Consider the following 23,337-nt stretch of genomic DNA (forward strand, 5'->3'; position numbering starts at 1 on the left):
CGCCGGCGCAGACCGCAGAGACTCGCAGAAGGGACACCGGTGAACACCGACCTCGAACCCTCCGTCTGCCCGGTGACGGAGCAGGAGCGCGTCGACCGCGCCGCCGCCGGCGGGGGAGAGCCCACCCTGGCGTTCACCGGCCGGGTGCCGTACGACGCCTACATCCACGCCGGCACCCTGCACACCCTTCAGCAGACGCTGAGCGACGATCCCGGAGAGATGTCGTTCCTGGTGATCAGCCAGGTGATGGAGTTGTACTTCGGGCTCCTCCGCCATGAACTGCGCGAAGGGCAGCGCCTGATCCGGGAGGACGACGTGTGGGGCGCCCTCCCGCCGCTGCGCAGGGCCTCCCTGCACCTGGAGGGGCTCAACGCGGGCTGGCGCGGCCTGCGCTGGATGACGCCGACCGACTTCAACCGTTTCCGCGACAAGCTGGGCGAAGGCTCGGGCTTCCAGTCCGCGATGTACCGGCACCTGGAGTTCCTGCTGGGGCTCAGGACGGCGTCTCTCGTCCGGCCGTTCAGACGGCAGCCCGACGTCCACGCGGAACTGACGGAGGCGCTGCGCGCACCCAGCCTCTGGGACGACACCGTCGCCCTGCTCGCCCGGAAGGGCCACGACATCCCCGCCGACCTGCTCGGCCGGGACCACTCCCAGGAACACCAGCCGCACCCGGCGGTCGAAGGCGCCTGGGTGGAGGTCTACACGGACACCGGACCCGACAACCACCTCCGCATGCTCGGCGAGGCCCTGACCGACGTCGCCGAGCGTTTCGGCGACTGGCGCTACCAGCATCTGATGTCGGTCCGCCGCGCGATGGGCGCGAAGGCGGGCAGCGGCGGCTCGAACGGGATCCAATGGCTCCAGCGCAGCATGGCCAGGGAGGTCTTCCCGGAGCTGTGGTCGGCCCGCACGTACATGTAGGGGAGCAAGGATGACGAAGGTCGACATCGCCGTGGTCGGAGCCGGGCTCACCGGATCCCTCCTCGCCTGCTATCTCGCCAGGCGCGGCCATCAGGTCTCCCTATACGAGCGCAGGCCCGACCCGCGCGTCGGCGACGGCGAGCGCGGACGCTCCATCAACCTCGCCCTGTCCGAACGCGGCCTGGACGCCCTCCGCCGTGTCGGCCTGGAGCAGCAGGTCATGGCGGACGCCCTGCCGATGCGCGGACGGATGATCCACCCCGTGGCCGGGCCCCGGGACTTCCAGCCGTACAGCCGGGACGGCGACAAGGCGATCAATTCGATCAGCCGGGGCGCGCTCAACAACGCGCTGATCGACGCCGCCGAGGCGGCGGACGGCGTGACGCTGCACTTCGGCCACCGGCTCACCGGCCTCGCCCCCGTGACCGGCGAGCTCCGGTTCGAGACCTCCGAGGGCACGGTAGGCGTCAGCGCGTCGGTGGTGCTGGGCGCGGACGGCGCCGGATCGGCCACCCGCGCGCAACTGGTGGCGGCCGGCGTGATCCGGGAGGACGTCGAGTTCCTCGACCACGGATACAAGGAACTGACCATCTCCGCGGTGGACGGCGCGTTCGCCCTGGACCCCGAAGCGCTGCACATCTGGCCGCGCGGGAACGCGATGATGATCGCCCTCCCCAACCCCGACCGGTCGTTCACCTGCACGCTGTTCTGGCCGTACAGGGGCCCGTCGGGCTTCGCCTCGCTCGACACCCCGGCCGCCGTGAAGGAGCATTTCGAAGCCCGCTATCCGGACCTGCCGCCGCTCTCTCCCGGCCTGGTGGAGGACTATCTCGGCAATCCCGTGGGCAGGCTCGGCACCGTCCGGTGCGACACATGGCACGTGCCGGGCGGCCGGACGGCGCTGATCGGCGACGCCGCCCACGCGATCGTCCCGTTCTACGGGCAGGGCGCCAACTGCGCCTTCGAGGACGTCGTCGAACTCGACCGCTGCCTCACCGAGACCGCCGGCACCTGGGAACTCGCCCTGCCGCGGTACGAGAAGCAGCGCAAGGACAACGCCGACGCCATCGCGCGGATGGCGCTTGACAACTTCGTCGAGATGCGCGACAGGGTCGCCTCCCCGGTGTTCACGTTCACCCGGAAGACCGAGCTCGCGCTGCAGAAGGCCCTGCCCGGGGTGTGGGCGTCCCGCTACGAACTCGTCTCGTTCTCCACCAAGCCCTATGCACGGGTAGAACGCCGCGCGAAGCACCAATGGCGCTTCCTGGCAGGGGCGGCGACGGTAGCCGGGATCGCGGCCGCGATCGGCTTGCGGCGGGTCGCCATCCAGGGGCGCCGCCCCCTGCCAGCGCCCGTCGGTGAGCCATGAGGACGGTCACGGCACGCTCCCGGATGTCAGGCGGGGGCGAAGGTCCAGAGGTGGGTCGTGCCGGCGCCGCTGGTGGTGGCGAAGCTCTGGCCGTCGGGGGAGAAGGTCACGGACTGCTCTTCGTCGGCGTCGCCCGGGAGCGTCGCCGTGTTGCGGCCCGTCGGGACGTGCCACAGGCGGATGTTCTTCTTGTCGGCGGTGACGAGGGTGCCGCCGTCCGGGCTGAAGGCGAGGGCCTGGACCTCGCCCTTAAGGTCCCTGATGCTGGTCTTGAGCCGTCCGTCGTCCGCGTTGCGGAGTTCGTAGCCGTAGTAGCCGCCGGTGGAGGCCGCGACGACCTCTCCGTCCGGGCTGAAGGCGAGGCACGGAACCTCGGTGGCGTTGAGGGGAGAGACCTCGGTGCCGCCGCCGTCCGAGACGTTCCAGAGGGTGAAGCGTCCGGAGTAGGACCGGCCGCCGGCGAGTGTCCTGCCGTCCGAGGAGAAGGCGAGGGCGTTGGCGTAGTAGTCGGCCTTCATCCGGACGGTCTTCCCGGTGACGGTGTCCCAGATCTGCACGTGGCCGGGGCCGTTTCCGCCGCTGACGGCGAGCGACCGGCCGTCCGGGCCGAACGTGAGCGCCTGGACGCCCCGCGCTCCGGTGAAGGTCTTGCGGATGCGCCCGGACGCCACGTCCCAGAGGTGGACGGCTCCGTCGGCGCCGCCGGTGGCGAGGGTCCCGGCGTCCGGGCTGAAGACCATGGGCCGCCGGTAGGTCTGGTCGGTGTCCTTCATCTCACGGCTGGTGACCTGGGCAGTTGCGAGGTCCCAGCGCAGGATCGAGGAGAAGCCCGCCCCCCACAGGGACCTGCCGTCGGGGGAGAACGCCACGTCGAAGAGCGCGACCTCCGAGCTCGGCAGGACGAGGCCGGTGGGGACGCCGATCGGGGTCTTCGGGACGTTCCGCTCGGCCGGCACGTCCGAGGGCCACAGCAGGACGGCCGGGACGGCGACGGCGGTGGTCGCCGCCACCGCCGCTCCGCCGAGAAGGAACGCGCGGCGGGGCACCCGGCGCGACGGTTCGGTGGGGAGCCCGGTCAGGATCTCCTGGACGGACGGCCGCCGCGCGGGTTCCTTCTCCAGGCATCGGACGATCAGGTCGCGCAGGGGAGGGTCGGTGAGGCCGGCGACGTTCGGCGGCGAGCCGATGATCTTGTGGACGATCGCGGGGATGGTCGGCGCGTCGAACGGGCCGCGGCCGAGCGCGGCGTAGGCGAGCACGCAGCCGAGCGCGAACACGTCGCTCGCCGGGCCGGTGGCGTCGGCGCGCACCTGCTCGGGCGACATGAACGAGAACGTGCCGACGACCGCGCCGGTCGAGGTCAGCGCGGTCGCGTCGGACGCGCGGGCGATGCCGAAATCGATGATCCGGGGGCCGTCCGGGGCCATGATGACGTTGCCGGGCTTGAGGTCGCGGTGCACCAGCCCGCACGCGTGGATCGCGGCCAGGCCCTCGGCGAGCCCCCGGCCCAGTTCGCGGACCGCGGGCGGCGCGAGCGGCCCCTGGCGCGCCACCACCTGCCTCAGGGACGGGCCGGGCACGAACGCGGTCGCCATCCAGGGCGACACGGCCTCAGGGTCGGCATCGACGACCTGCGCGGTGTGGAACCCGCCGACCTTGCGGGCGGCCTCGATCTCGCGGGCGAACCGCTTGCGGAACCCGGGATCGGCGGCGTACTCGGCGCGGACGACCTTCACCGCGACCCTGCGCCCGCTCGGTGAGGAGCCGAGGAACACCTCGCCCATGCCGCCGGCGCCCAGCCGCCCGTCCAGCCGGTGGGGGCCGACCTGGCGGGGGTCGTCACTGCGGAGCGGATCCAAGGGTCAGACCTTCCAAAGGGTCACTGTGCCGTCGGCCTTGGTGCCGCCCACGCCGGCCACGGTCCGGCCGTCCGGGGTGAGGGCGATCCGCTCGACGGGCTGGGAGTGGCCGACGAGCGTCGCGGTGAGCACGCCGGTGGCGGCGTTCCAGATCCGGATGGTCCGGTCCGAGCAGGCGGCGAGGACGGACGAGCCGTCCGGGGAGAACCTCGTGTCCTTCACCGTCGCCTCGCCCGCCTTGATGACGCGCACGGCGCGCCGGGACGCGAGGTCCCAGAGGCGGACGGTCTTGTCCGCGCCGCTGCTGGCCAGCCGCTTCCCGTCGGGGCTGAACGCCACGCCGGTGAGGTTCGAGGTGTGGCCGACCAGCTGACCGCGCTTGCGAAGCGTCCGGCCGTCGAGGAGCTGGACGGTCTTGCCGGGCGGCTTGTCGTGGTACCCGTCCACGCCGACCGCGACGAGCCCGCCGTCCGGGCTGTAGGCGATCGCGTTGACGCCGCTGTGGCGCAGGTCGAACGACGCCAGCCCGCGGCCGGTGGCGGCGTCGAAGAGCCGGGCGTCGGGGTTGGCGCCCGCGATCGTGCGGCCGTCCGGGCTGTAGTCCAGCGAGTTCAGGCCGAACTCGCCGCTCCGCACGTTCACCTTGAGGCGGCCGGTGGCCGCGTCCCAGACGAGCAGGAGGCCGGGGGTGCTGCAGGAACTCGCCAAGGACCGGCCGTCCGGGCTGAACGCCAGCGCGCTCACCCATCCCGTCTTCTCGATCGTCCGGAGGACGCGTCCGGTCGCGACGTCCCACAGCGTGATCGTGGAGTCCAGGCCCCCGGCGGCGACGGTCCGGCCGTCGGCGGTGATGGCGACCTCGTTGAGGGTCTTGACACCGGGGGCGGTGAGCGACCCGCTGGGGGAGACCAGGCCCTTCGGGCGGGGGGCGGGCGCCGGGGGCGCCGCCTCCTGCCTTCCGTCCCCCCTCGTCAGGAACAGCGCGGCCGGGACGGCCGCGGCGGCGACCGCCGTGACGGCGCCCGCGCCGATGAGCAGCGCCCGCCGGCGGACGGGCGCCGGGCCGGCCGGCGCGACGGCCGGGGCGTCCTGCTGCCGGGTCGCGACGCGCGTCGCGTTCGCGTGCGTGCCGACCGCGTCGTCGTCCGGGAGGGACGGGCCCGCCGGTGCAGGAGCGGGGGCTTCGATGCTCTGCGGCGCGCTGATGAGCGCGTCCAGCGCGGGCCGCCGCCCGGGATCCTTGACCAGGCACGCGGCGATCATGTTGCTCAGGTCGCCGGGCAGCCCCGGCAGGTCGGGCTCCTCGTGCAGGACGCGGTGGACGATCGCCGGGATGGACGTGGCGTCGAAAGGGCCGCCGCCGGTCGCCGCGTAGGCGAGCACGCAGCCGAGTGAGAACACGTCGCCGGGAGGGCCGGGCATCTCGCCGAGCACCTGCTCCGGCGACATGTAGGCGTAGGTGCCGACGACCACGTTGTGCGAGGTCAGCACGGTCGCGTCGGTCGCGAGGGCGATGCCGAAGTCGATGATCCGGGGCCCGTCCGCCGCCATGATGACGTTGCCGGGCTTGAGGTCGCGGTGCACGAGCCCGCACGCGTGGATCGCGGCCAGGCCCTCGGCCAGCCCCGCCGCGAGCGCCCGGACCGCGTCCGGATCGAGCGGCCCGTGCTCGGCGACCACCTCCCGGAGGGTCGACCCGGGGACGAACGCGGTCACCAGCCACGGCGGGTCGGCCTCCGGGTCGGCGTCGACGACCTGCGCGGTGTGGAACCCGCCCACCCGGCGGGCCGCCTCGACCTCGCGGGCGAACCGCCTCCGGAACCGCTCGTCCTCGGCGTGCTCGGCGCGGATGACCTTGACGGCGACGCCGCGGCCGCCGGGCGAGACCCCGAGGAACACCTGCCCCATGCCGCCGGCGCCCAGCCGTGCCTCCAGTTCGTACGGTCCGATCCGCCGGGGATCTCCGGGATGCAGGGGTTCCATGTGCCACCCGTCGTCGGGCCTGGAAGGGTCCGGGATTTTCTAGCAGACGCGAGTGTTCCTTCGACAGCGCCTCGAACCCGGTGTGACGCACGGCATGAACCCTGCCGGTCGGCCGGCTCTCCCGGGAGGGGGAACCCGCCGGCCGGATCTTCGTCGACCCGGGCCTGGGGTCAGTGGCGCTGGAAGCCTTCCTTGGTGCGGAGGCCGTAGCCGAAGGCGCGGTCGACGGAGATGTGGGCCATCCAGCCGCACAGGCCCGCGAACAGCGGAGCCCAGGTCACAGGGGTGACCGTGTAGACCACCATCAGCGCGAACGGCACCAGGGCCCGGTGCGCGGCGTTGTAGTACGGCACGGCGCGCGGCGAGAGCCGGCCGCGCTCGGTGGTGGCGGCGTCCCGCAGCCCGGCGAGGAAGGTCAGGTCGGGGGCGATGAAGAAGGCGACCGCCAGGATCGCCGCGAGCCACCCGTGGTTGACGCCTTCGAGGACTGCGAAGGCCGTCCAGAAGAGCGCGCCGGCGGACCACGCGGCGCGGCGGACGGTGCGGATGCCGGAGACCTTGCCCCGGGTGGCGGCTGCGCTCACGATGACGGCCCTTCCGAACGTTGGCTAACGACGTTAGCCAACTTAAAGCTAAGAGCCTTAGCTGTCAAGCTATCGTCTGACGGTCGCGTGGGGGCCGACGGGGCGCGCGGGGTGGCGGCGCGGTAGTTCGTCGCGCGAACTGCCGGGATACCCTGGTCGCGTGGGCAAAGAAGACGAGGGCCGGATCGGTGTCGTGGCGGCGCTGGTGCGAGGCGCGTTTCTCGTGAACGCCGTTTATGGCGAGTCGGCGCGGGAGTACGGCATCACGTCGCAGCAGGGGCAATTGCTGTGCGTGCTGATGGCGCGGCCGCTGGGGATGGGAGAACTGGGCGCGACGCTGGGGCTGGCCAAGTCGAGCCTCACCGGCCTGGTGGACCGCACCGAGCGCAACGGCCTGGTCCGGCGCGAGCCCGACCCGCGGGACCTGCGCGCGGTGAGGGTCGCCCTGACCCCCGAGGGGAGCCGGCTCGTCGAGGACTTCTACGCCGAGACCTGCCGGCGGATCGACCGGCTGCCGAAGGGGCTCAGTGACGCCGAGCGCGGCGCCCTCGCCGATCTGCTCGGCCGCGTCGTGCTGGACAACCAGGTCCCGGTGGTGTTCGCCGAACCCGACGATGGGGCGGCCCGCAGGCGCTGAGGCCTTCCGCCGGAAGGATTGCAGTTCGCGCTACGAACTAATATGGTTCGTGATACGAACTGTAACTCTGTAGTGCGGAGCGCGGAATGATGAGTACTTCGATTGCGGCCGGCGGCGAGGGCCTGCCCCTGTTCGGGTTCGGCGCGCACTCCGGCGTCGAGGACGTGGCCGGCCTGCTGCGCATGGCCCAGCAGGCCGACCGTGACGGCCTGGACCACTTCTCCCTGTCGGACCACCCCTACCTCGGTGAACGCCTGGACGCCTACGCCGCCATCGGTTTCGTCCTCGGCCGCACCGAGCGCATCGCGGGCTTCGCCAACGTCACGAACCTGCCGACCCGGCCGGCTCCCATGCTCGCGCGGACGGTGACGTCGCTGTCGGCGCTCTCCGGCGGCCGCGTCGTGCTCGGCATGGGCGCGGGCGGGCTGTGGGATCGGATCTCCGACATGGGCGTGCCGCGGCTGTCGCCGGGTGCGGCGGTGGACGCCTTCGAAGAGGCGATCGTCCTGGTCAGGAAGCTGGCCGGCGGCGGCCCGCCCGTCACCCACCATGGCCGCCACTACCGGGTGGAGGAGATCGAGCCGGCTCCCGTGGCCGCGCCGCCCGTATGGACCGGGTCGGTCGGCCCGAGGTCCCTCGCCGCGACCGGCCGGGTGGCCGACGGCTGGATCCCCGGCCACGCCGCGGACTGGCTCAGCGAGCGCTACCGGACGTCGCGGCCGGTGATCGACGAGGCCGCCGCGGCTGTGGGCCGCGACCCGCGCGAGATACGCACGATCTTCAATCTGCCCGGACGCGTGACCGACCGGCCGCTGCCCGCCACGCGCGACCGCGACGGACGCTGGATCGGAGGCTCCCCCGAGCAGTGGGCCGAGGAGCTGACCGGAGCGGTCCTGGAGCACGGCGCGTCCGGGTTCACCCTCTTCTCGCCCAGCGGCGGGACGCAGGACCTCGCCTCCGTCACCCGCTGGGGGCAGGAGATCGCCCCCGCCGTCCGCGAAGCGGTCGCGAAGGAGAACGGCCCCTCGCCGAAGGCGCGGCGCTCGGGGCCCGTCCGCCGCTAGCATGATCGAATGTCGCAGACGGTGGGGATCGCGCAGTTCGTCCGGCAGTCGAGTGACCTGGGCGAATGCCGGGCCGGAACCGACCTGATCGGCCGGGACGAGGTGCAGGCGTTCCTCGGGTCCATCACCGACGTCGACGCCGCCATGGCGGAACTGGCCGCCTCGCTCGGGGCCGGCGACGTCTTCCGCGCGGGGATGATGGCCTTCGTGTGCGGGGTGCTCGTCGAGCGGGGCGGCTCGGTGACGGTCCCGGTCGACGCGGTCATGGAGATGACCGAGCGCTACCTGGGCCTGGCGAAGGAGTTCGTGGTGCAGGGCGGGGTGAGCGCGCAGGACGAGCTGTTCCGGGTGTCTCCCGACCTCGTCCGCGCCCACCACACCCTGCCCTTCGTCCTCCTTGCGGCCATGACGATGCTCAGCCGCGACGAGGGCGCGCGGCGGCGTCTGCGCGCCCGGCCCCACGTAGCGCCGCTGGTGGACGAACTGGAAGAGCACTACGAGACCCTCTACTACGTCCGCGAGGTGCTCGCCCTTCTGGACGGCCGGGAGATCCTGCTGCTCGACCCGCGCGGCCGGCGCGGCTTCGTCGTCGGCCTGACCGGCGTCCAGGACCGGATGTACCACTTCTTCGCGCTCGCCCAGGACGCTCTCGAACGCCATGCGGGCCCCGGCTACCTCGGAGCCGAGCCGACCGACCCCGCGCTCGTGCGGTACGCGCGGAACCAGGGCCTGACCCCGCAGGAACACCAGGAGGCGCAAGAGCTGATCGAGCACCAGCGGATCGGGTTCCACTACCCGGGCGCCGGCGGGGCGCCGGCGATGTTCTTCCCCGGTTCCGCACCCTTCGAAGCGGTCCCCGTGGTCGGGGGCCTTCCCACCCTGTTCCTGGACGAGAGATCGATCCACGCCCAGTGGTCCCCGACGAACATGTACCCGGTCCTGCACGAGGCGCTGGAATCAAGGGTCAGCCTTCGCGAGCTGCCTCGTGAGGATGTGGAAGCCCGGCTCGCCGCCTTCGTGACGTCCTCCGGCTGAGCCGGACCGCGGCTCAGGGCCTGCCGGATTCGCGGAGACGCGCGTAGATGTCACCCGACCGCCCGCGCGGGCGGATCCTCTCCAGCCGCCGCCGCAGCTCGGCCGCATCGAGCCAGCGGGGGCTGGCCAGCCGCATCGTCTCGATGGGGGAGTAGTTGTAGACGTAGTCGCCCAGCCGGTCCACGAGGTCCAACGCCTCCAGGGAGGCGTCGTGCGCGGACGGCACGTACTCGAACGACAGGGCGGGCAGCGGCCGGGACAGCCCCGCCAGCACGTCCGCCTCGAAGCCCTCGACGTCGATCTTGCAGAAGGCCGGCACGCCGTGGACGGCGATGAGCTCGTCCAGCGTGGTCACGTCGACGCCGATCGAGCGGTCCCAGCGGACGCGGGCGAAGCCGCGGTCCGTCGTCACCGCCTTGATCCAGCCGGGCGACATCGAGGACACCGTCGGCGTCGCGGTGGACAGGGCCAGGTGCGCCCGTCCGGGCTCGGCGCCGGCGGCGCCCGGCACGAGGACGACGCCGCGGTCGCGGCCGAAGAACAGGCGCAGGACGCGCAGGCAGTCGGGCTGCGGCTCCACCGCGACGACGCGCGCTCCGAGCCCCCGCCACACCCGCACCCGGCCGCCCACGTGCGCGCCGATGTCGAACGCGATGTCGTCGGGCCCGAGGAACTCTCCGTAGAGGCGCGACGCGCGCCGGTGCCTGCCCGGAATTCCGTGGTACATGACCAGTGAGCGAGCGATCCCGTAGGCGCGCAGCAGCATCCGCCGACCTTACCGCGCCGGGCTCCGCCACCGGCGGGAACCCGGCGTTGCGCGGAGAGGCGCGCCCGGCGGCATCGGGGGCCGCCGGGCGCGGTGCGCGTCAGGACGGCGGGAGGCCGAGGGCGCGGGCGATCAGCATGCGCTGCACCTCCGAGGTGCCCTCGCCCACTTCCAGGATCTTCGCGTCGCGGTAGAATCGGCCGACGGCGTACTCGTTCATGAAGCCGTAACCGCCGAAGACCTGCGTGGCGTCGCGGGCGTTGTCCATGGCGGCGTTGGAGGCCACCAGCTTGGCGATGGCGGCCTCCTTCTTGAACGGCTCGCCCGCCAGCATCCTCGCGGCCGCCGCGTAGTAGGCGAGCCGGGCGGTGTGCGCCCGGGTCTCCATGTCGGCGACCTTGAACTGGATCGCCTGGTAGCGGCCGATCTCCTTGCCGAACGCCTCCCGCTCGCGGACGTAGCGCAGGCACTCGTCCACGCAGCCCTGGGCGAGGCCGACCGACACCGCGGCGATCGCGATGCGCCCCTCGTCCAGGATCCGCAGGAACTGGGCGTACCCCCGGCCCCGCTCGCCGACGAGGTTCTCGGCCGGGACGCGGACGTCGTCGAACGACAGCTCCCGCGTGTCGGACGCCGCCCAGCCGACCTTGGAGTACTTGCGCCCGACCGTGAAGCCCGGGGTCCCGTTCGGGACGAGGATCGTGGAGATCTCGCCGTCGCCGGTGAACGCGGTCACGGTCACGAACGCGGTGATGTCGGTGCCGGAGTTGGTGATGAACGCCTTGGACCCGTTGATCACCCAGGAGTCGCCGTCCAGCCGGGCGGTGGTGCGCATGCCGCCGGGGATGTCCGACCCGCCGCCCGGCTCGGTCAGCCCGAAGCCGGCCAGCCGCTCGCCGGAGGTGAGCGGCGGCAGCCACCGCTCCTTCTGCTCCGCGGACCCGAACCGGTAGATCGGCATCGCGCCCAGCGACACCCCGGCCTCCAGGGTGATCGCGACGGACGAGTCGACGCGCGCCAGCTCCTCCAGGGCGAGGCAGAGCGTGAAGTAGTCGCCGCCCATGCCGCCGTGCTCCTCCGGGAAGGGGAGCCCGAACAGCCCCATCTTCCCCATCGCGGCGACGATCTCGTAGGGGAACTCGCCGCGCTCGTACAGGTCCCCGATCACCGGGGCGACGTTCTCGCGGGCGAACTGCTCGACCGTGCGCCGTAGTTCCTCCTGCTCCTCGCCGAGCGTGAAGTCGATCATTGGTTACTCCGATTCAGGTGACAGGGCTTGCACTACGCGGGACGGGCTGGGACGGCCCAGGCGGCCCGCCATCCAGCGGCTCGTGGACACGAGCCCGGCGAGGTCGACGCCCGTCTCGACGCCGAGGCCGTTCAGCATCCAGACGAGGTCCTCGGTGGGCAGGTTGCCGGTGGCGCTCTCGGCGTACGGGCAGCCGCCGAGGCCGCCCGCCGAGGCGTCCACGACGGTGACGCCCGCGCGGAGCGCGGCGAGGGTGTTGGCCAGCGCCTGCCCGTAGGTGTCGTGGAAGTGGACGGCGAGCCGGTCGGTGCCGACGCCCGCCTCGGTCAGCGCCTCGATGAGCGCGGTGACCTGGCCGGGCGTGCCGACGCCGATGGTGTCGCCGAGGCTGAGCTGGGAGCAGCCCATGTCCATCATGCGGGACGCGACGGACACGACCTGCTCCACGGGGACGTCGCCCTCCCACGGGTCGCCGCACACCATCGACACGTAGGCGCGCACCCAGAGGCCCTCGGCGCGCGCCCGTTCCACGACCGGGGCGAACATCGCGAGGGACTCGTCCACGGTGCGGTTCAGGTTGCGGCGGGCGAAGGTCTCGGTGGCACTGCCGAAGATCGCGATCTCGGTGACGCCGTTGGCGAGCGCCCGGTCCAGGCCCCGCTCGTTCGGCACGAGGACGGGGTACCGCAGCCTGGGGGAGCGCGGCAGGATGTCGAGCAACTGCTCGGCGTCCGCCAGTTGCGGCACCCACTTGGGGTGGACGAAGCTGGTCGTCTCGATCGTGCGCAGCCCCGCGTCCGCCAGCCGGGTCACGAACTCCGCCTTGACCTCGGCGGGGACGATCGCCTTCTCGTTCTGCAGCCCGTCCCGCGGCCCGACCTCGTAGATCGTGACCCGCTCGGGAAGGCCGGAGAGGGGAACCACCGGCACCGTCATGCCTCCTCGATCACGGCCAGCACCGCGTCCAGGGCGACCTGCGCGCCCGCGCGGACCGGCAGCTTCGCCACGACGCCGGCGAGCGGCGCCGTGACCGTGTGCTCCATCTTCATCGCCTCGACGACCACGAGCGGCTGCCCGGCCTCGACGCGGTCGCCCTCGGCCGCCTTGACCGCCAGGACCGTGCCCGGCATCGGGCTGCGCAGCACGCCGTCGCCCGCGGCGGCGGCGTCGGCCCCGCCCTCGGCGCGGACGTGCTCGCTCAGCGCCCACGCGTGCCCGTCGCGCCCGAGCCACAGGGTGCGCCCGTCCCGGGCGCCGGCGAACGAGGTCGTCCTTCCACCGTAGGTCAGCGTGAACGGCCTGGTGAGCGAGGCGGCGACCGGCGGCTCACCGCCGACGGCGACGCGCGCGGACCCCGCCCTGCCCTGGACGCGGACCTCGACCGGGTCGCCGCCGGACGGGGTGATGATCCACGGCGCCCAGGCGTGGGCGCCGGGCCGCCAGCCGTCCGGGACGTCCCACGGGTCGTCGCCGGACTCCAGGTCGAGCATCCGCTCCAGCGCGGCGGCGGCGAGCACCTCGGGCGGAACGGACGCGCCCGCGACCAGCTCGTCCAGGGCGCGCTCGACCAGGCCGGTGTCCAGGTCGCCCGTCACGACCGAGGGGTGCCGCAGCAGGGCGCGCAGGAACGCGACGTTCGTCGGGACGCCGAGCAGCGTGTAGGACGCGAGCGCGCGGTCGAGCCTGTGCAGCGCCTCGGCGCGGTCGGCGCCGTGGACGATGACCTTGGCGAGCATGGGGTCGTAGGAGCCGCCGACCTCCGTTCCGACGTCCAGCCCGGAGTCGACCCGCGCGGCCTCGGGCTCGCCGAGGGCGAGCACCCGTCCGCCCGTGGGCAGGAAGCCGCGCGCCGGGTCCTCGGCGTAGACGCGGGCCTCGATGGAGTGCCCGTCGAGGCGCACCCCGTCCTGCGTGAACGGCAGCGGCTCTCCCGCGGCCACCCGGAGCTGGAGCTCGACCAGGTCGAGCCCCGTGACGAGCTCGGTGACGGGGTGCTCGACCTGGAGCCGGGTGTTCATCTCCATGAAGAAGAACTCGTCGGGGCGGTCGGCCGAGACGATGTACTCGACCGTCCCGGCCCCCACGTACCCGACGGCCTGCGCGGCGGCCACGGCGGCGGCGCCCATCCGCTCGCGCGCGGCGGCGTCCAGCAGCGGGGACGGCGCCTCCTCGACGATCTTCTGGTGCCGGCGCTGGAGGCTGCACTCGCGCTCGCCGAGGTGGACGGCGCCGCCGTGCGCGTCCGCGAAGACCTGGATCTCGATGTGCCGCGGGTTCTCGACGAACCGCTCGGCGAGCAGCGTGTCGTCGCCGAACGAGCCGCGCGCCTCCCGCCGGGCGGAGGCGATCGCCTCCGGCAGGTCCGCGGCGTCCCGGACGAGCCGCATGCCCTTCCCGCCGCCGCCCGCGGACGGCTTGAGCAGCACCGGCAGCCCGACCTCCAGGGCCGCCGCCTCCAGTTCGGCGTCGGACAGGCCGGGCTCGTCCCGCCCGGGGACCACGGGGACGCCGGCCGCCGCGACGGTCCGCTTCGCGCGGATCTTGTCGCCCATGGCGTCGATCGCCCCGGCCGGCGGTCCGATGAACACCAGCCCCGCCTCGCCGCACGCCCGCGCGAACGCCGTGTTCTCGGCGAGGAACCCGTATCCGGGGTGCACGGCCGACGCGCCGGCGTCGCGGGCGGCCGCGATGACCGCCTCGATGTCCAGGTACGACGGGATCAGCAGGGCCTCGTCCGCCTCCCGGACGTGGCGCGCCAGGGCGTCGGCCCCGGTGTGCACGGCCACGGACCGGATGCCGAGCCGCCGCAGCGTGCGGAACACGCGGACGGCGATCTCCCCGCGGTTGGCGACCAGGACGCTGTCGAACATCAACACCCTCACATCCGGAAGACGCCGTAGCCGACCGGCTCCAGCGGTGCGTTGGCCGCGACCGACAGCCCGAGCCCGAGCACGCGCCGGGTGTCGAGCGGGTCGATCACCCCGTCGTCCCACAGCCGCGCCGTCGAGTAGTACGGGTTGCCCTGCGCCTCGTACTGCTCGCGGATCGGCGCCTTGAACCCTTCCTCTTCCTCGGCGGGCCACTCCTCGCCGCGCGCCTCCATCTGGTCGCGGCGGACGGTGGCGAGGACGCTCGCCGCCTGCTCGCCGCCCATGACCGAGATGCGGGCGTTCGGCCACATCCACAGGAAGCGCGGCGAGTAGGCCCGGCCGCACATCGCGTAGTTGCCGGCGCCGAACGAGCCGCCGATCACGACGGTGAACTTCGGGACGCGGGCGCACGCGACGGCGGTCACCATCTTCGCGCCGTGCTTGGCGATGCCGCCCGCCTCGTACTCGCGCCCGACCATGAACCCGGTGATGTTCTGCAGGAACACCAGCGGGACGCTGCGCCGGTCGCACAGCTCGATGAAGTGCGCGCCCTTCTGCGCCGACTCGCCGAACAGGATGCCGTTGTTGGCGACGATCCCGACCGGGTGCCCGTGGACGCGCGCGAACCCGGTGACGAGCGTCGCGCCGTACTCCTTCTTGAACTCCTGGAAGCGGCTGCCGTCCACGATCCGGGCGATGACCTCGCGCACGTCGTAGGGGGTGCGCGAGTCCGGCGGGACGATCCCGTACAGCTCGGACGGGTCGGCGGCCGGCTCCTCGGGCGGCGCGACCTCCCACGGGCGCGGCTCGCGCGGACCCAGCGTGGCGACGATGTCCCGGACGATCCGCAGCGCGTGCGCGTCGTCCTCGGCGAGGTGGTCGGTCACGCCGGACGTGCGCGCGTGCAGCTCGCCGCCGCCCAGCTCCTCCGCCGTCACGACCTCGCCGGTGGCGGCCTTCACCAGCGGCGGCCCGCCGAGGAAGATCGTTCCCTGGCCGCGGACGATGACGGCCTCGTCGCTCATCGCCGGGACGTAGGCGCCGCCCGCCGTGCAGGAGCCCAGCACCGCCGCGATCTGCGGGATGCCGCGGCCCGACATCGTGGCCTGGTTGTAGAAGATGCGGCCGAAGTGCTCGCGGTCGGGGAACACCTCGTCCTGGCGCGGCAGGAACGCGCCGCCGGAGTCGACCAGGTAGAGGCAGGGGAGGCGGTTGTGCAGCGCCACCTCCTGCGCTCTCAGGTGCTTCTTCACCGTGACCGGGTAGTACGTGCCGCCCTTGACGGTGGCGTCGTTGGCGACGACGACGCATTCGCGGCCGGAGACCCGCCCGACGCCGGTGATGATCCCCGCGCCCGGCGCCTCGTCCCCGTACATGCCGTTCGCGGCCAGCGGCGACAGTTCCAGGAAGGGCGAGCCGGGGTCCAGGAGCGTGTCGACCCGGTCGCGGGGCAGCAGCTTGCCGCGCGCCACGTGCCGCTCGCGGGCGCGCTCGGGTCCGCCGCGGCCCGCCCGGTCGACGCGGTCGCGCAGTTCCGCGACGAGCGCCTCGTTGTGCGCGGCGCTCGCCTTGAACGCCTCGCCCGCGACGTCGGCGCGCGAGCCGATCTCGGGTCCGCTCATGACCCCCCTTCCCAGTTAACGTTCATTAACAATGCTGATGTTAACGGTCGTTAACAACTCTAGTCTAGACTGGGCCGCATGACGTCCCACCCCGCCGAGGCGCCGCCGGGCCCGCCCAACCCGCGCAGGGCCGAGATCCTCGGCGCCGCCGCCGAGCTGTTCGCGCGCCGCGGCTACCACGGGGCGTCCATCGGCGACCTCGGCCGGGCCGTCGGGCTCACCGGCCCCGCCCTCTACCGCCACTTCAGCGGCAAGGAGGCGGTGCTCGCCGAGATGCTCCTCGACATCAGCGAGCGGCTGCTCGCCGAGGGCCTGCGCCGCGCCGCCGACCCCGACCCCGGGCGCGCCCTCGACGCGCTGCTGAGCTGGCACATCGCGTTCGCCCTCGACAACCCCGCGCTGATCACCGTGCAGGAGCGGGAACTGGACAACGTCCCCGAGCCGCAGCGCCACCGCATCCGCCGGCTCCAGCGCGCCTACGTCGAGGAGTGGGTCGCCGTCCTGCGCCGCCTCAGCCCCCGGCCGCCGGACGAGCGCACCCGCGCCGCCGTCCATGCCTGCTTCGGCCTGCTCAACTCCACCCCGCGCAGCGCCGTGCAGGGGCTCGACCGCGCAGCGATGGCCGGCCTCCTGCACGGCATGGCCCGCGCGGCACTCGAAGGCGTCCGCTAGCCGAGCACGGTCAGCAGGACGCCGTGCGCCCGTCGAGCGAGCGCCCCACGGCCCTGGCGAACGTCTCGGCGTCCGTCCCCGTCCGGTCGAAGAGCTTCTGCACGCACCCGCGGAACGTGCCGGTGAACGTGCTGTAGTGCGGCGTGGCGGGACGGGGCCGCGCCCTGTCCAGGGCGTTCACCACGGCCGTCCCCAGCTCGGTCAGCTGCGCCTGGTCGAGTTCGACGTCGCCGGGATCGAGGCGCTCCTGAGTGAAGGCCGAGCAGCTCCGCACCTGCACGTCGGCGGCGGCGTGCCGCCCGGGGCGCAGCCCGAGCGCGCTGTAGCGTCCCGGCGCGAAACCGCCGCACGAGAACAGCAGCTTCTGGCTCTCGGTCCCGCTCAGATACTCCACCAGCCTGAGCGCGGTGTCCGGGTGAGGGGAGTACTTGGAGACGGCGAGGTTCTGGCCTCCGAGGACGGTGTGGCCGGGCAGGGCGGCCACCGCGTACCGCAGGCGCGTCCCGTCCCGCATCCCCGGTTCCGTCGCGAGCGTGGAGAACGCGTACGGCCAGTTCCGCATCAGCGGCGCCCCGGCCATGAACGCCTCCATGCTCTTCTGCTCGTCGTAGGAGCGCGACGCCGTCAACGGGCCGCCCGTACGCGTGCCGGGCTCCGGGTCGGAGGCGCGCGCCGCCATTCTCTTCAACGCCGGGAACACTCTCGTCCGCAACGTCTTCTCATCCGGGCGCCTCTCACCGGTGAGCAGCTCGCCGCCACCGTCGTTCCACACGGCTTCGAGCGCGTTGACCGTAAGCCCCTCGTAGTCGTCGAGCTGCATCGCGACGCCGGAGCCGAGCAGATGCGGCCAGTCGCGCGGGGCCTGCGCGCCGTCACGCCGGTAGAGGAGCCCGACGTCGACGTTGAACGGGACGGCGTACTGCTTCCCGTGCCACTTTCCGGTTTCCAGTGCGGCGGGGAAGAAGTCGCTCCGGTTGCCGATGTCGTCGAGCGGCCGGAGGTAGCCGCCCGCGGCGAACTCCGCCGTCCAGGTGTTGTCCATGATCAGCACGTCGTAGCCGCAGCCGCGCGACTCCTGCATCGCCTTGATCTGGCTGTGCTGGGAGTCGGTGGACTCCGCGATCTCCACGAGCGTGGCGTGCGGGTTGCCGCCGGTGTTCCACTTCTGGATCAGCTGGCGGCGCTGGCTGTTCAGGCTGACGTCGGTGCCGCCCGCGACGACCAGCTCCGAGCGGTCGCAGTGCGACGGCAGGGCCTCGTAGGAGGAGCCCGGCCAGAAGGCCAGCGCCTGGGCGCAGACCAGCGTCGCCGCGGCCCCGCCCACGGCGCTCAGCCAGGCCGTCCGCCCGTGGGGCAAGGACCATCGCCGCCGTCGCGTCATGGCCCTCCGTTCATCGCAGGTCGGAGAGGAGCTGGGCGGCCTGCTGCGGTTCCGGCGCGCCCGTCAGCGACACGCAGCCCTTGCCGCCGGAGGGGCCGAACGCGTCCACGATCTCCTTGACGGGGGAGGCGCCGCAGCCCGACGGGCCCGTCAGCACCACGGTCACCCGCACGTCCCGGTGCCGGTCACGGAACTTCGCGGCCGCCTCGCCGGGGGACGAACCGGGGCCGTTGGTCCCGGGGGACTGCCCGTCGGTGACGACGACCAGGTTCGACCCCGGGTCCACGTCGGCCTTGCCGATCATGTCGGCGAGCGCGACGTCGCCACCGGCGGTCGCGACCGCCTGGAGGTGGCTCGTGATGCGGTTCTTCTGGACGGGGCCCGTCCCGGCGAGCCGCACGTTCTCCAAGGTGTACGGGCTGTCGGGCGGCTTCTTCTTCGACGCCACCCGCAGTCCCGCGCTGTCGCGGCTCTGCAGCTGGGCCACCAGGCTCTGCAGGAAGGAGACGCTTCGCGACAGACGGGTGTCGCGGCCCCGGGCCGGACGACCCATCGACCCCGACACGTCCAGCATGAGAGAGACCGAGGCCGGGGGACGGGCCGCGGCGACGCGCTGGAGGCTTTCGGCCACGTACTTCCCGCTGCGGTCGCCGGCCGCCGGCCTCAGCGGATTCGGCTCCATCCGGTTCGGGATGATGTTGGGGCCGAGCAGGGTCCACAGCGCCGTCAGGTCGTGGCGGGCGGAGTCGCCCTCATGCGCGGACGGCATGGCGCCCTTGTCGTCCCGGAGGCCCTGCCGGGTGAGCGGATGGCGGGTCAGCCACCGGCGGAACGCGGTGACGGCCGCGTCGCGCTCCCGCGTGTCCTGGCCGCGCCACGTCACCTGGATGAACGGGTGGTCGAGCGACGGCAGGTCCTCGGCGTAGTAGGGGTACAGCGTCCACTCGCCCCCGGCGCCGGGCGCGTCCGCGGCGCCGCACTGCTTCTTGAGCCGTCCCGCGTCGTAGTCGCTGACGACCTGCTCGGGAACGGCGAAGGCGACGCGGTCCGGCGGGTGGGCGCCCTGGCGGGCCTTGCACAGCAGCGTCACCGCGTCCGGCGCCACCAGGTCGGTGGGCTCGGCGAACTCCTCGTCCTGCTGGTCCTTGCCCGGAAGGGCGCCGTAGAGCACGGGCGTCACCGCCAGGGCGGCGGCCGACGTCTCCGGGACGGGACGGGCGATCTCGCGCAGTTCCACGCCCGCCCTGGCGAAGCGCCGCAGCAGGTCGGTGGTGCGCTGCTGCGGCGGCTTGATGGCCGTGTCCTCCACCTGGGCGTGGTCGCCGCCGAACAGGGCCAGCACCATCGGCGACGACCCCAGCGAGCCGCGCGTGGTGAACACCGGATCGGCCTTTGCCGGCGGGCCCGGGCTCGGGGCACCGGCGCCCTGCGCCCTGCGGACCTGGTCCGGGCTCTTCTCCACGTAGTCGAACTCGGCCGTCGACGACGGGATCCAGACGTCGGGCTGCGGGCCGTACAGCCGCTCGTCCTGCGGCGCCGGCGCCGCCTCGCCGCCGGGAGGCTCGCTGCGCCGCCACAACCGCCCGAACGCCTCGGAGAGCTGCACGAACTCCGGCTCCGGCGCGACGGTGACGCTGTACTCCCGGCAGCCCCGCTCCTCGCTGTCCTCCTCGAAGCCCTTCGCGGCGTCGCGCAGCGAGGTGAGCGTCTCCGGCGTGGTGACGACCCGCAGCTCCAGAGGCTGCCCGCACGGCCGCGCGTGCTCCGCCAGCGAGGCGACGCCCGTCCACGCGAGCAGGACCGCCGCCATGACCGCCGCGCCGGCGCACGCCCACGCCACCGCCTCGGCGTTCCAGGGCAGGGTCCTGGAGAGCCGCTTCAGCGCGGCGCCCGCCCGCTCGGAGCGGAACAGCGCCACCGACACCGCCACGATCACCAGGGCGAGGACGGTCAGCGGCAGGACGGTCTGCAGCCAGCCGACCGCGTCGACCAGCTTCAGCACCTGGTTGGCGATCAGCCCGGAGACCACGCCGACGATCAGGCCGGGAACCGCCGCGCGCACGAGCCGGTCGAGCGGCGCGTCAGAGTTCCCGTTGCCCGACTCACTCATTCCGGCTCCGTCGCCGCGGAAAGCACGATGTATCGTCCTTCGATCTGACGGCCAATGATAATTGCCGGGACGAGCAAGGTCATGGAAAAGGCCTGTCCTGCATCGGACGATCTTTCCCGCCGCGGGCGGCCCGGCCGCGGATGACCTTGACTCTCCCGGCGCCCCCCGGATCAGATGGTCGAACAGGATTCGGTTTCAGGTCCCGCACGGAGGAGACCCGCATGGGCGTCGAGGGTGTCGGCTTCTACGAGATCGCGCGCAACGACCCGGACCGTCCCGCCGTGCTGGCCCCGGGCGTACCGATCTCCTACGGCGAACTGCTCGCCGAGGTCAACCGCCTCTCCAACGCACTGGCCGGGATGGGGCTGCGCCCCGGCGACACTCTGGCGACCGTCCTCGGCAACCGGCCCGAGTTCCTCACCGTCCTGCTCGCCGCGGTCCAGTCGGGCCTGTACCTGGTCCCGGTGAGCCGCCACCTGACCGCGCCCGAGATCGGCTACATCCTGGGCGACAGCGGCGCGAAGGCCGTCATCACCGAGAGCGCGCTGGCCGAGGCGGTGTCCGGCGCGGCCGACGAGGCGGGCGTCCCGGCCGAGGGACGGGTGAGCGTCGACGCCGGCGACGGGTACGGGTCGATGGCCGCGCTCTGCGCGACGGGCAGCGCGGAACCGCCCGCCCGCCGGCGCATGGGCTCGGTCATGCTGTACACCTCCGGGACGACGGGGCGACCGAAGGGGGTCCGGCGGCCGCTGCTCGACATCGCGCCCGAGGTGCTGATGGACATCATGCGGCGGACGCTGGGGAGGCACCTCGGGCTGGAGCCCGGCGACGAGGTGCACCTCGCCGTTGGACCGCTCTACCACTCCGCGCCCTGCGTCCACGCGATGATGGCGCTGAACCTCGGACACGCCGTCGTCGTCGCCCCGCGGTTCCATCCCGAGCACACCCTGGAACTGGTCCAGCGGCACGGCGTCACCAACACGTTCATGGTGCCGACGATGTTCCACCGGATGCTGGCCCTGCCGGACGGCGTCCGCGCCCGGTACGACCTGTCGACGCTGCGCCAGGTGTACCACAGCGCCGCACCCGTCCCCGTGGAGACGAAGCAGAGGATGATGGAGTGGTGGGGGCCCGTCCTCTACGAGTACTACGGCTCCACCGAGAGCGGCCCGGTCGTCGTCGCGACCCCGCACGAGTGGCTCGCCCGTCCCGGGACCGTCGGGCGCGCGGTCGACGGCGTGCGGATCAGGATCCTCGATCCGGAGGGGGCCGAGCTGCCGCCGGGGGAGACCGGCCTCATCTACGCGACGGGGCAGCCCGGCTTCGAGTACCACGGCGACCCGGCCAAGACCGCGGCCGCCATGCGGGACGACTACTACACCCCCGGCGACCTCGGCCACCTCGACGAGGACGGCTGGCTCTACATGAGCGACCGCCGCACCGACCTCATCATCTCCGGCGGGGTCAACGTCTATCCCGCCGAGATCGAGTCCGTCCTGCTCCAGCACCCGGCGGTCGCCGACGTCGCCGTCATCGGCGTCCCGGACGACGACTGGGGGCAACGCGTCGTCGCGCTCGTCGAGCCCGCCGAGGACGCCGAACCGGGAGAGGGGCTCGCCGCCGAACTGCTCGCGCACTGCGCCCCCCGGCTGGCGAAACTGAAGCACCCCCGGCGCCTGGAATTCCGCGAATCGCTGCCGCGCACCCCGTCCGGCAAGCTCAGCCGCCGCCGCGTGCGGGAGGCCTACCTGGGCCAACGCGCGGACTGAGCCTGCCGGACGGCCGGGAGTCAACTCGTCGCCGGGAACGTCGAACGCCTCCGGGCCATGGTGCGTACAACCGCACATGGAAGACCAGAAGGTCGCCCCGTTCGACAACGTCGCCCCGACCCCCGCCGCCCCGACGCAGACCGACCTTCCCGTCATCACCGACCCTGCCGCCTACGCCGAGGGGGACGACCCGGCGCGTCCGCGCGGGTCCTCGGGTGCGCTGCCGGACGTCCCGCCGGGCGGCGCGGGGGAGCCGCCGGCCCCCGAAGACGACCGCGCCGGGATCGCACGCCTCGGTGACCCGGTCGCGGTCTGGCCGTGCGCCGGCTGCGGACGGCCCGTGCCGCAGCCGGTGCGCGGCGCCCGCACCGTCCGCTACTGCCAGGACGGCGACGGCACGTGCGAGCGGGCGGCGCGCGAGAGCCGGGAGCGCGGGCTGGAGGCGCCCGGACTCACCGGCCAGGTCGCCTGGACGTGGGAGATGGTCGACCGGCTGGAGGGCCTCGCCGACCGGCTCGCCGGGTCGCTGATCTCCGAGCTGAGCGTGGCGGGCGTCGAGCGGCGGATCGCCGAGGCCCGCGCCGAGGCCGCCGGGCTCGTCGCGATCGCCCAGCGGGAGCGCGACGCCTCCCAGCGGCAGGCCGAGGTGGCGTGGCGCGAGACGGCCACCGCCCGCGCCCGCGCCGAGGCCGCCGAGCAGGAGGCGGCGTCCGCCCGCGCCGAGGCCGAACGGCTCGCGGCCGAACGGGACGCCGCGCGGCGGGAGCGCCAGGAGGCAGAAGACGACGCCGACGGCGCCGGCGCCGCCCGCATCGCCGCCGAGCGCGACCGCGACCGCATGGCCTCCCGGGAGGGCGAGCTGCTCGCCTCCCTGGAGAGCGCCCGCGCCGAACTCGTCACCCTGCACGGGCGGCTGTCGGAGGCCGACACCCTCGTCGAGGGGCAGCGCGTCGAGGCCGCCGCCGCCACCCGTGCCGCCGAGGACCTGCGCTCCGCCGTCCGCGACGCCGAGGCCAAGCGGGGGCAGGCCGTGGCCGACCGCGACCAGATCCAGGCACGGGCCAGCGAGCTGGAGCGGCACAACTGGCAGCTCGCCCGCGCGGTCGAGGAGCTGCGCGCCACGGTGAGGGCGCTGACCGCCGAGCGGGACGCCGCCCGCGCCGAGGCCGAGCGCGCGCGCCGCCGCGTCGACGCGCTCACCGCGCTGTCGGAGGGGCGCGCGGACCCCGGCCCGGCCGGGCCGCGCCCCGCCGTCGACCGGGAGCCGCCGACCGGCCTGCACTCCCTGCCGCCGATGAACGGGTCCCTGCTGGACGGCGGCGACCCGCTCGCCACCGACCCCCTGCGCCGCAACGGGCACGGTGGACACAACGGGCATCGCCTTCCCCACGCCGGCTGACCGTCATGCCGGAGGCGCGACGCACAGGTAGGAGGTGAGGCCCA

The 23,337-nt window shown here is 73.4% G+C and carries 17 protein-coding genes and 1 pseudogene; 8 read left to right on the forward strand and 10 right to left on the reverse strand.

What is annotated here, in order from left to right; translation table 11 throughout:
* Positions 1 to 39: 39 nt before the first annotated feature.
* Together BJ999_RS16110 and BJ999_RS16115 are read left to right on the forward strand one after the other, a co-directional pair.
* Positions 40 to 924, forward strand: coding sequence for a tryptophan 2,3-dioxygenase (locus tag BJ999_RS16110; protein WP_179834056.1), 885 nt, complete (start codon positions 40 to 42; stop codon positions 922 to 924).
* Positions 908 to 2,293 (forward strand): annotated as a pseudogene (locus tag BJ999_RS16115) (FAD-dependent oxidoreductase); the annotation flags it as partial. The gene BJ999_RS16110 and the pseudogene BJ999_RS16115, both read left to right, overlap by 17 nt.
* A gap of 26 nt (positions 2,294 to 2,319) precedes the next feature.
* Here BJ999_RS16115 and BJ999_RS16120 read toward each other — a convergent pair.
* The 3 genes from BJ999_RS16120 to BJ999_RS16130 all read right to left on the reverse strand — a co-directional run bounded on the left by BJ999_RS16120 (position 2,320) and on the right by BJ999_RS16130 (position 6,719).
* Complete coding sequence (locus tag BJ999_RS16120) at positions 2,320 to 4,152, reverse strand: WD40 repeat domain-containing serine/threonine protein kinase (protein WP_179834058.1); 1,833 nt, start codon at positions 4,150 to 4,152, stop codon at positions 2,320 to 2,322.
* 3 nt (positions 4,153 to 4,155) lie between these two features.
* Complete coding sequence (locus BJ999_RS16125; RefSeq protein WP_179834059.1) at positions 4,156 to 6,135, reverse strand: WD40 repeat domain-containing serine/threonine protein kinase; 1,980 nt, start codon at positions 6,133 to 6,135, stop codon at positions 4,156 to 4,158.
* A gap of 170 nt (positions 6,136 to 6,305) precedes the next feature.
* A complete protein-coding gene (locus BJ999_RS16130) occupies positions 6,306 to 6,719 on the reverse strand; it encodes a DUF4260 family protein (RefSeq protein WP_218935080.1) in 414 nt (137 codons plus the stop codon).
* A gap of 160 nt (positions 6,720 to 6,879) precedes the next feature.
* Here BJ999_RS16130 and BJ999_RS16135 point away from each other — a divergent pair, with 160 nt between their 5' ends.
* The 3 genes from BJ999_RS16135 (at position 6,880) to BJ999_RS16145 (ending at position 9,455) form a co-directional block, all read left to right on the forward strand.
* Positions 6,880 to 7,356 (forward strand): MarR family winged helix-turn-helix transcriptional regulator, encoded by a 477-nt coding sequence (locus BJ999_RS16135; RefSeq protein WP_179834060.1) that lies wholly within the window; start codon positions 6,880 to 6,882, stop codon positions 7,354 to 7,356.
* Positions 7,357 to 7,445: 89 nt separating this feature from the next.
* Positions 7,446 to 8,420, forward strand: coding sequence for an LLM class flavin-dependent oxidoreductase (locus BJ999_RS16140; RefSeq protein ID WP_179834061.1), 975 nt, complete (start codon positions 7,446 to 7,448; stop codon positions 8,418 to 8,420).
* A 9-nt stretch (positions 8,421 to 8,429) separates the two neighbouring features.
* The gene (locus BJ999_RS16145; protein WP_179834062.1) at positions 8,430 to 9,455 is read left to right on the forward strand and encodes a hypothetical protein; all 1,026 of its coding nucleotides are present in this window, start codon (positions 8,430 to 8,432) and stop codon (positions 9,453 to 9,455) included.
* Between the two features lie 13 nt (positions 9,456 to 9,468).
* Here BJ999_RS16145 and BJ999_RS16150 read toward each other — a convergent pair whose 3' ends face one another.
* The 5 genes from BJ999_RS16150 to BJ999_RS16170 form a co-directional block, all read right to left on the reverse strand.
* Complete coding sequence (locus BJ999_RS16150) at positions 9,469 to 10,221, reverse strand: FkbM family methyltransferase (RefSeq protein WP_179834063.1); 753 nt, start codon at positions 10,219 to 10,221, stop codon at positions 9,469 to 9,471.
* A 100-nt stretch (positions 10,222 to 10,321) separates the two neighbouring features.
* Positions 10,322 to 11,470 carry an acyl-CoA dehydrogenase family protein gene (locus tag BJ999_RS16155; RefSeq protein WP_179834064.1) on the reverse strand — a complete coding sequence of 383 codons (1,149 nt, stop codon included), beginning with the start codon at positions 11,468 to 11,470 and terminating at the stop codon, positions 10,322 to 10,324.
* Between the two features lie 3 nt (positions 11,471 to 11,473).
* Positions 11,474 to 12,406 carry a hydroxymethylglutaryl-CoA lyase gene (locus BJ999_RS16160; RefSeq protein ID WP_179834065.1) on the reverse strand — a complete coding sequence of 311 codons (933 nt, stop codon included), beginning with the start codon at positions 12,404 to 12,406 and terminating at the stop codon, positions 11,474 to 11,476.
* A complete protein-coding gene (locus tag BJ999_RS16165) occupies positions 12,403 to 14,340 on the reverse strand; it encodes an ATP-binding protein (RefSeq protein WP_179834066.1) in 1,938 nt (645 codons plus the stop codon). The genes BJ999_RS16160 and BJ999_RS16165 overlap by 4 nt, the downstream gene beginning before the upstream one ends.
* Before the next feature lie 8 nt (positions 14,341 to 14,348).
* On the reverse strand, positions 14,349 to 15,962 hold the full coding sequence (locus tag BJ999_RS16170) for a carboxyl transferase domain-containing protein (protein ID WP_179834067.1): 1,614 nt from the start codon (positions 15,960 to 15,962) through the stop codon (positions 14,349 to 14,351).
* A gap of 78 nt (positions 15,963 to 16,040) precedes the next feature.
* Between BJ999_RS16170 and BJ999_RS16175 the strand changes: the two genes are divergently transcribed.
* Positions 16,041 to 16,634, forward strand: coding sequence for a TetR/AcrR family transcriptional regulator (locus tag BJ999_RS16175; protein ID WP_179834068.1), 594 nt, complete (start codon positions 16,041 to 16,043; stop codon positions 16,632 to 16,634).
* Between the two features lie 10 nt (positions 16,635 to 16,644).
* On the opposite strand, the gene BJ999_RS16180 is transcribed toward BJ999_RS16175, so the two are convergent.
* Positions 16,645 to 18,015, reverse strand: a complete 1,371-nt coding sequence (locus BJ999_RS16180) for an extracellular solute-binding protein (RefSeq protein WP_179834069.1) — start codon at positions 18,013 to 18,015, stop codon at positions 16,645 to 16,647.
* Positions 18,016 to 18,025: 10 nt separating this feature from the next.
* The gene (locus BJ999_RS16185; RefSeq protein WP_179834070.1) at positions 18,026 to 20,125 is read right to left on the reverse strand and encodes a vWA domain-containing protein; all 2,100 of its coding nucleotides are present in this window, start codon (positions 20,123 to 20,125) and stop codon (positions 18,026 to 18,028) included.
* Positions 20,126 to 20,346: 221 nt separating this feature from the next.
* Between BJ999_RS16185 and BJ999_RS16190 the strand changes: the two genes are divergently transcribed.
* On the forward strand, positions 20,347 to 21,894 hold the full coding sequence (locus tag BJ999_RS16190; protein WP_179834071.1) for an AMP-binding protein: 1,548 nt from the start codon (positions 20,347 to 20,349) through the stop codon (positions 21,892 to 21,894).
* 76 nt (positions 21,895 to 21,970) lie between these two features.
* A complete protein-coding gene (locus tag BJ999_RS16195; protein ID WP_179834072.1) occupies positions 21,971 to 23,293 on the forward strand; it encodes a chromosome segregation ATPase in 1,323 nt (440 codons plus the stop codon).
* The last annotated feature ends 44 nt before the right edge of the window (positions 23,294 to 23,337 follow it).

The organism is Actinomadura citrea (genome assembly GCF_013409045.1).
GTDB lineage: Bacteria > Actinomycetota > Actinomycetes > Streptosporangiales > Streptosporangiaceae > Spirillospora > Spirillospora citrea.

Bases quoted from the DNA above. Each gene is read 5' to 3' on its own strand.
- BJ999_RS16125 (WP_179834059.1), bottom strand. From the start codon at position 6,135: ATGGAACCCCTGCATCCCGGAGATCCCCGGCGGATCGGACCGTACGAA.
- BJ999_RS16140 (WP_179834061.1), top strand. From the start codon at position 7,446: ATGAGTACTTCGATTGCGGCCGGCGGCGAGGGCCTGCCCCTGTTCGGG.
- BJ999_RS16145 (WP_179834062.1), top strand. From the start codon at position 8,430: ATGTCGCAGACGGTGGGGATCGCGCAGTTCGTCCGGCAGTCGAGTGAC.
- BJ999_RS16150 (WP_179834063.1), bottom strand. From the start codon at position 10,221: ATGCTGCTGCGCGCCTACGGGATCGCTCGCTCACTGGTCATGTACCAC.
- BJ999_RS16155 (WP_179834064.1), bottom strand. From the start codon at position 11,470: ATGATCGACTTCACGCTCGGCGAGGAGCAGGAGGAACTACGGCGCACG.
- BJ999_RS16160 (WP_179834065.1), bottom strand. From the start codon at position 12,406: ATGACGGTGCCGGTGGTTCCCCTCTCCGGCCTTCCCGAGCGGGTCACG.
- BJ999_RS16165 (WP_179834066.1), bottom strand. From the start codon at position 14,340: ATGTTCGACAGCGTCCTGGTCGCCAACCGCGGGGAGATCGCCGTCCGC.
- BJ999_RS16170 (WP_179834067.1), bottom strand. From the start codon at position 15,962: ATGAGCGGACCCGAGATCGGCTCGCGCGCCGACGTCGCGGGCGAGGCG.
- BJ999_RS16175 (WP_179834068.1), top strand. From the start codon at position 16,041: ATGACGTCCCACCCCGCCGAGGCGCCGCCGGGCCCGCCCAACCCGCGC.
- BJ999_RS16180 (WP_179834069.1), bottom strand. From the start codon at position 18,015: ATGACGCGACGGCGGCGATGGTCCTTGCCCCACGGGCGGACGGCCTGG.
- BJ999_RS16185 (WP_179834070.1), bottom strand. From the start codon at position 20,125: ATGAGTGAGTCGGGCAACGGGAACTCTGACGCGCCGCTCGACCGGCTC.
- BJ999_RS16190 (WP_179834071.1), top strand. From the start codon at position 20,347: ATGGGCGTCGAGGGTGTCGGCTTCTACGAGATCGCGCGCAACGACCCG.
- BJ999_RS16195 (WP_179834072.1), top strand. From the start codon at position 21,971: ATGGAAGACCAGAAGGTCGCCCCGTTCGACAACGTCGCCCCGACCCCC.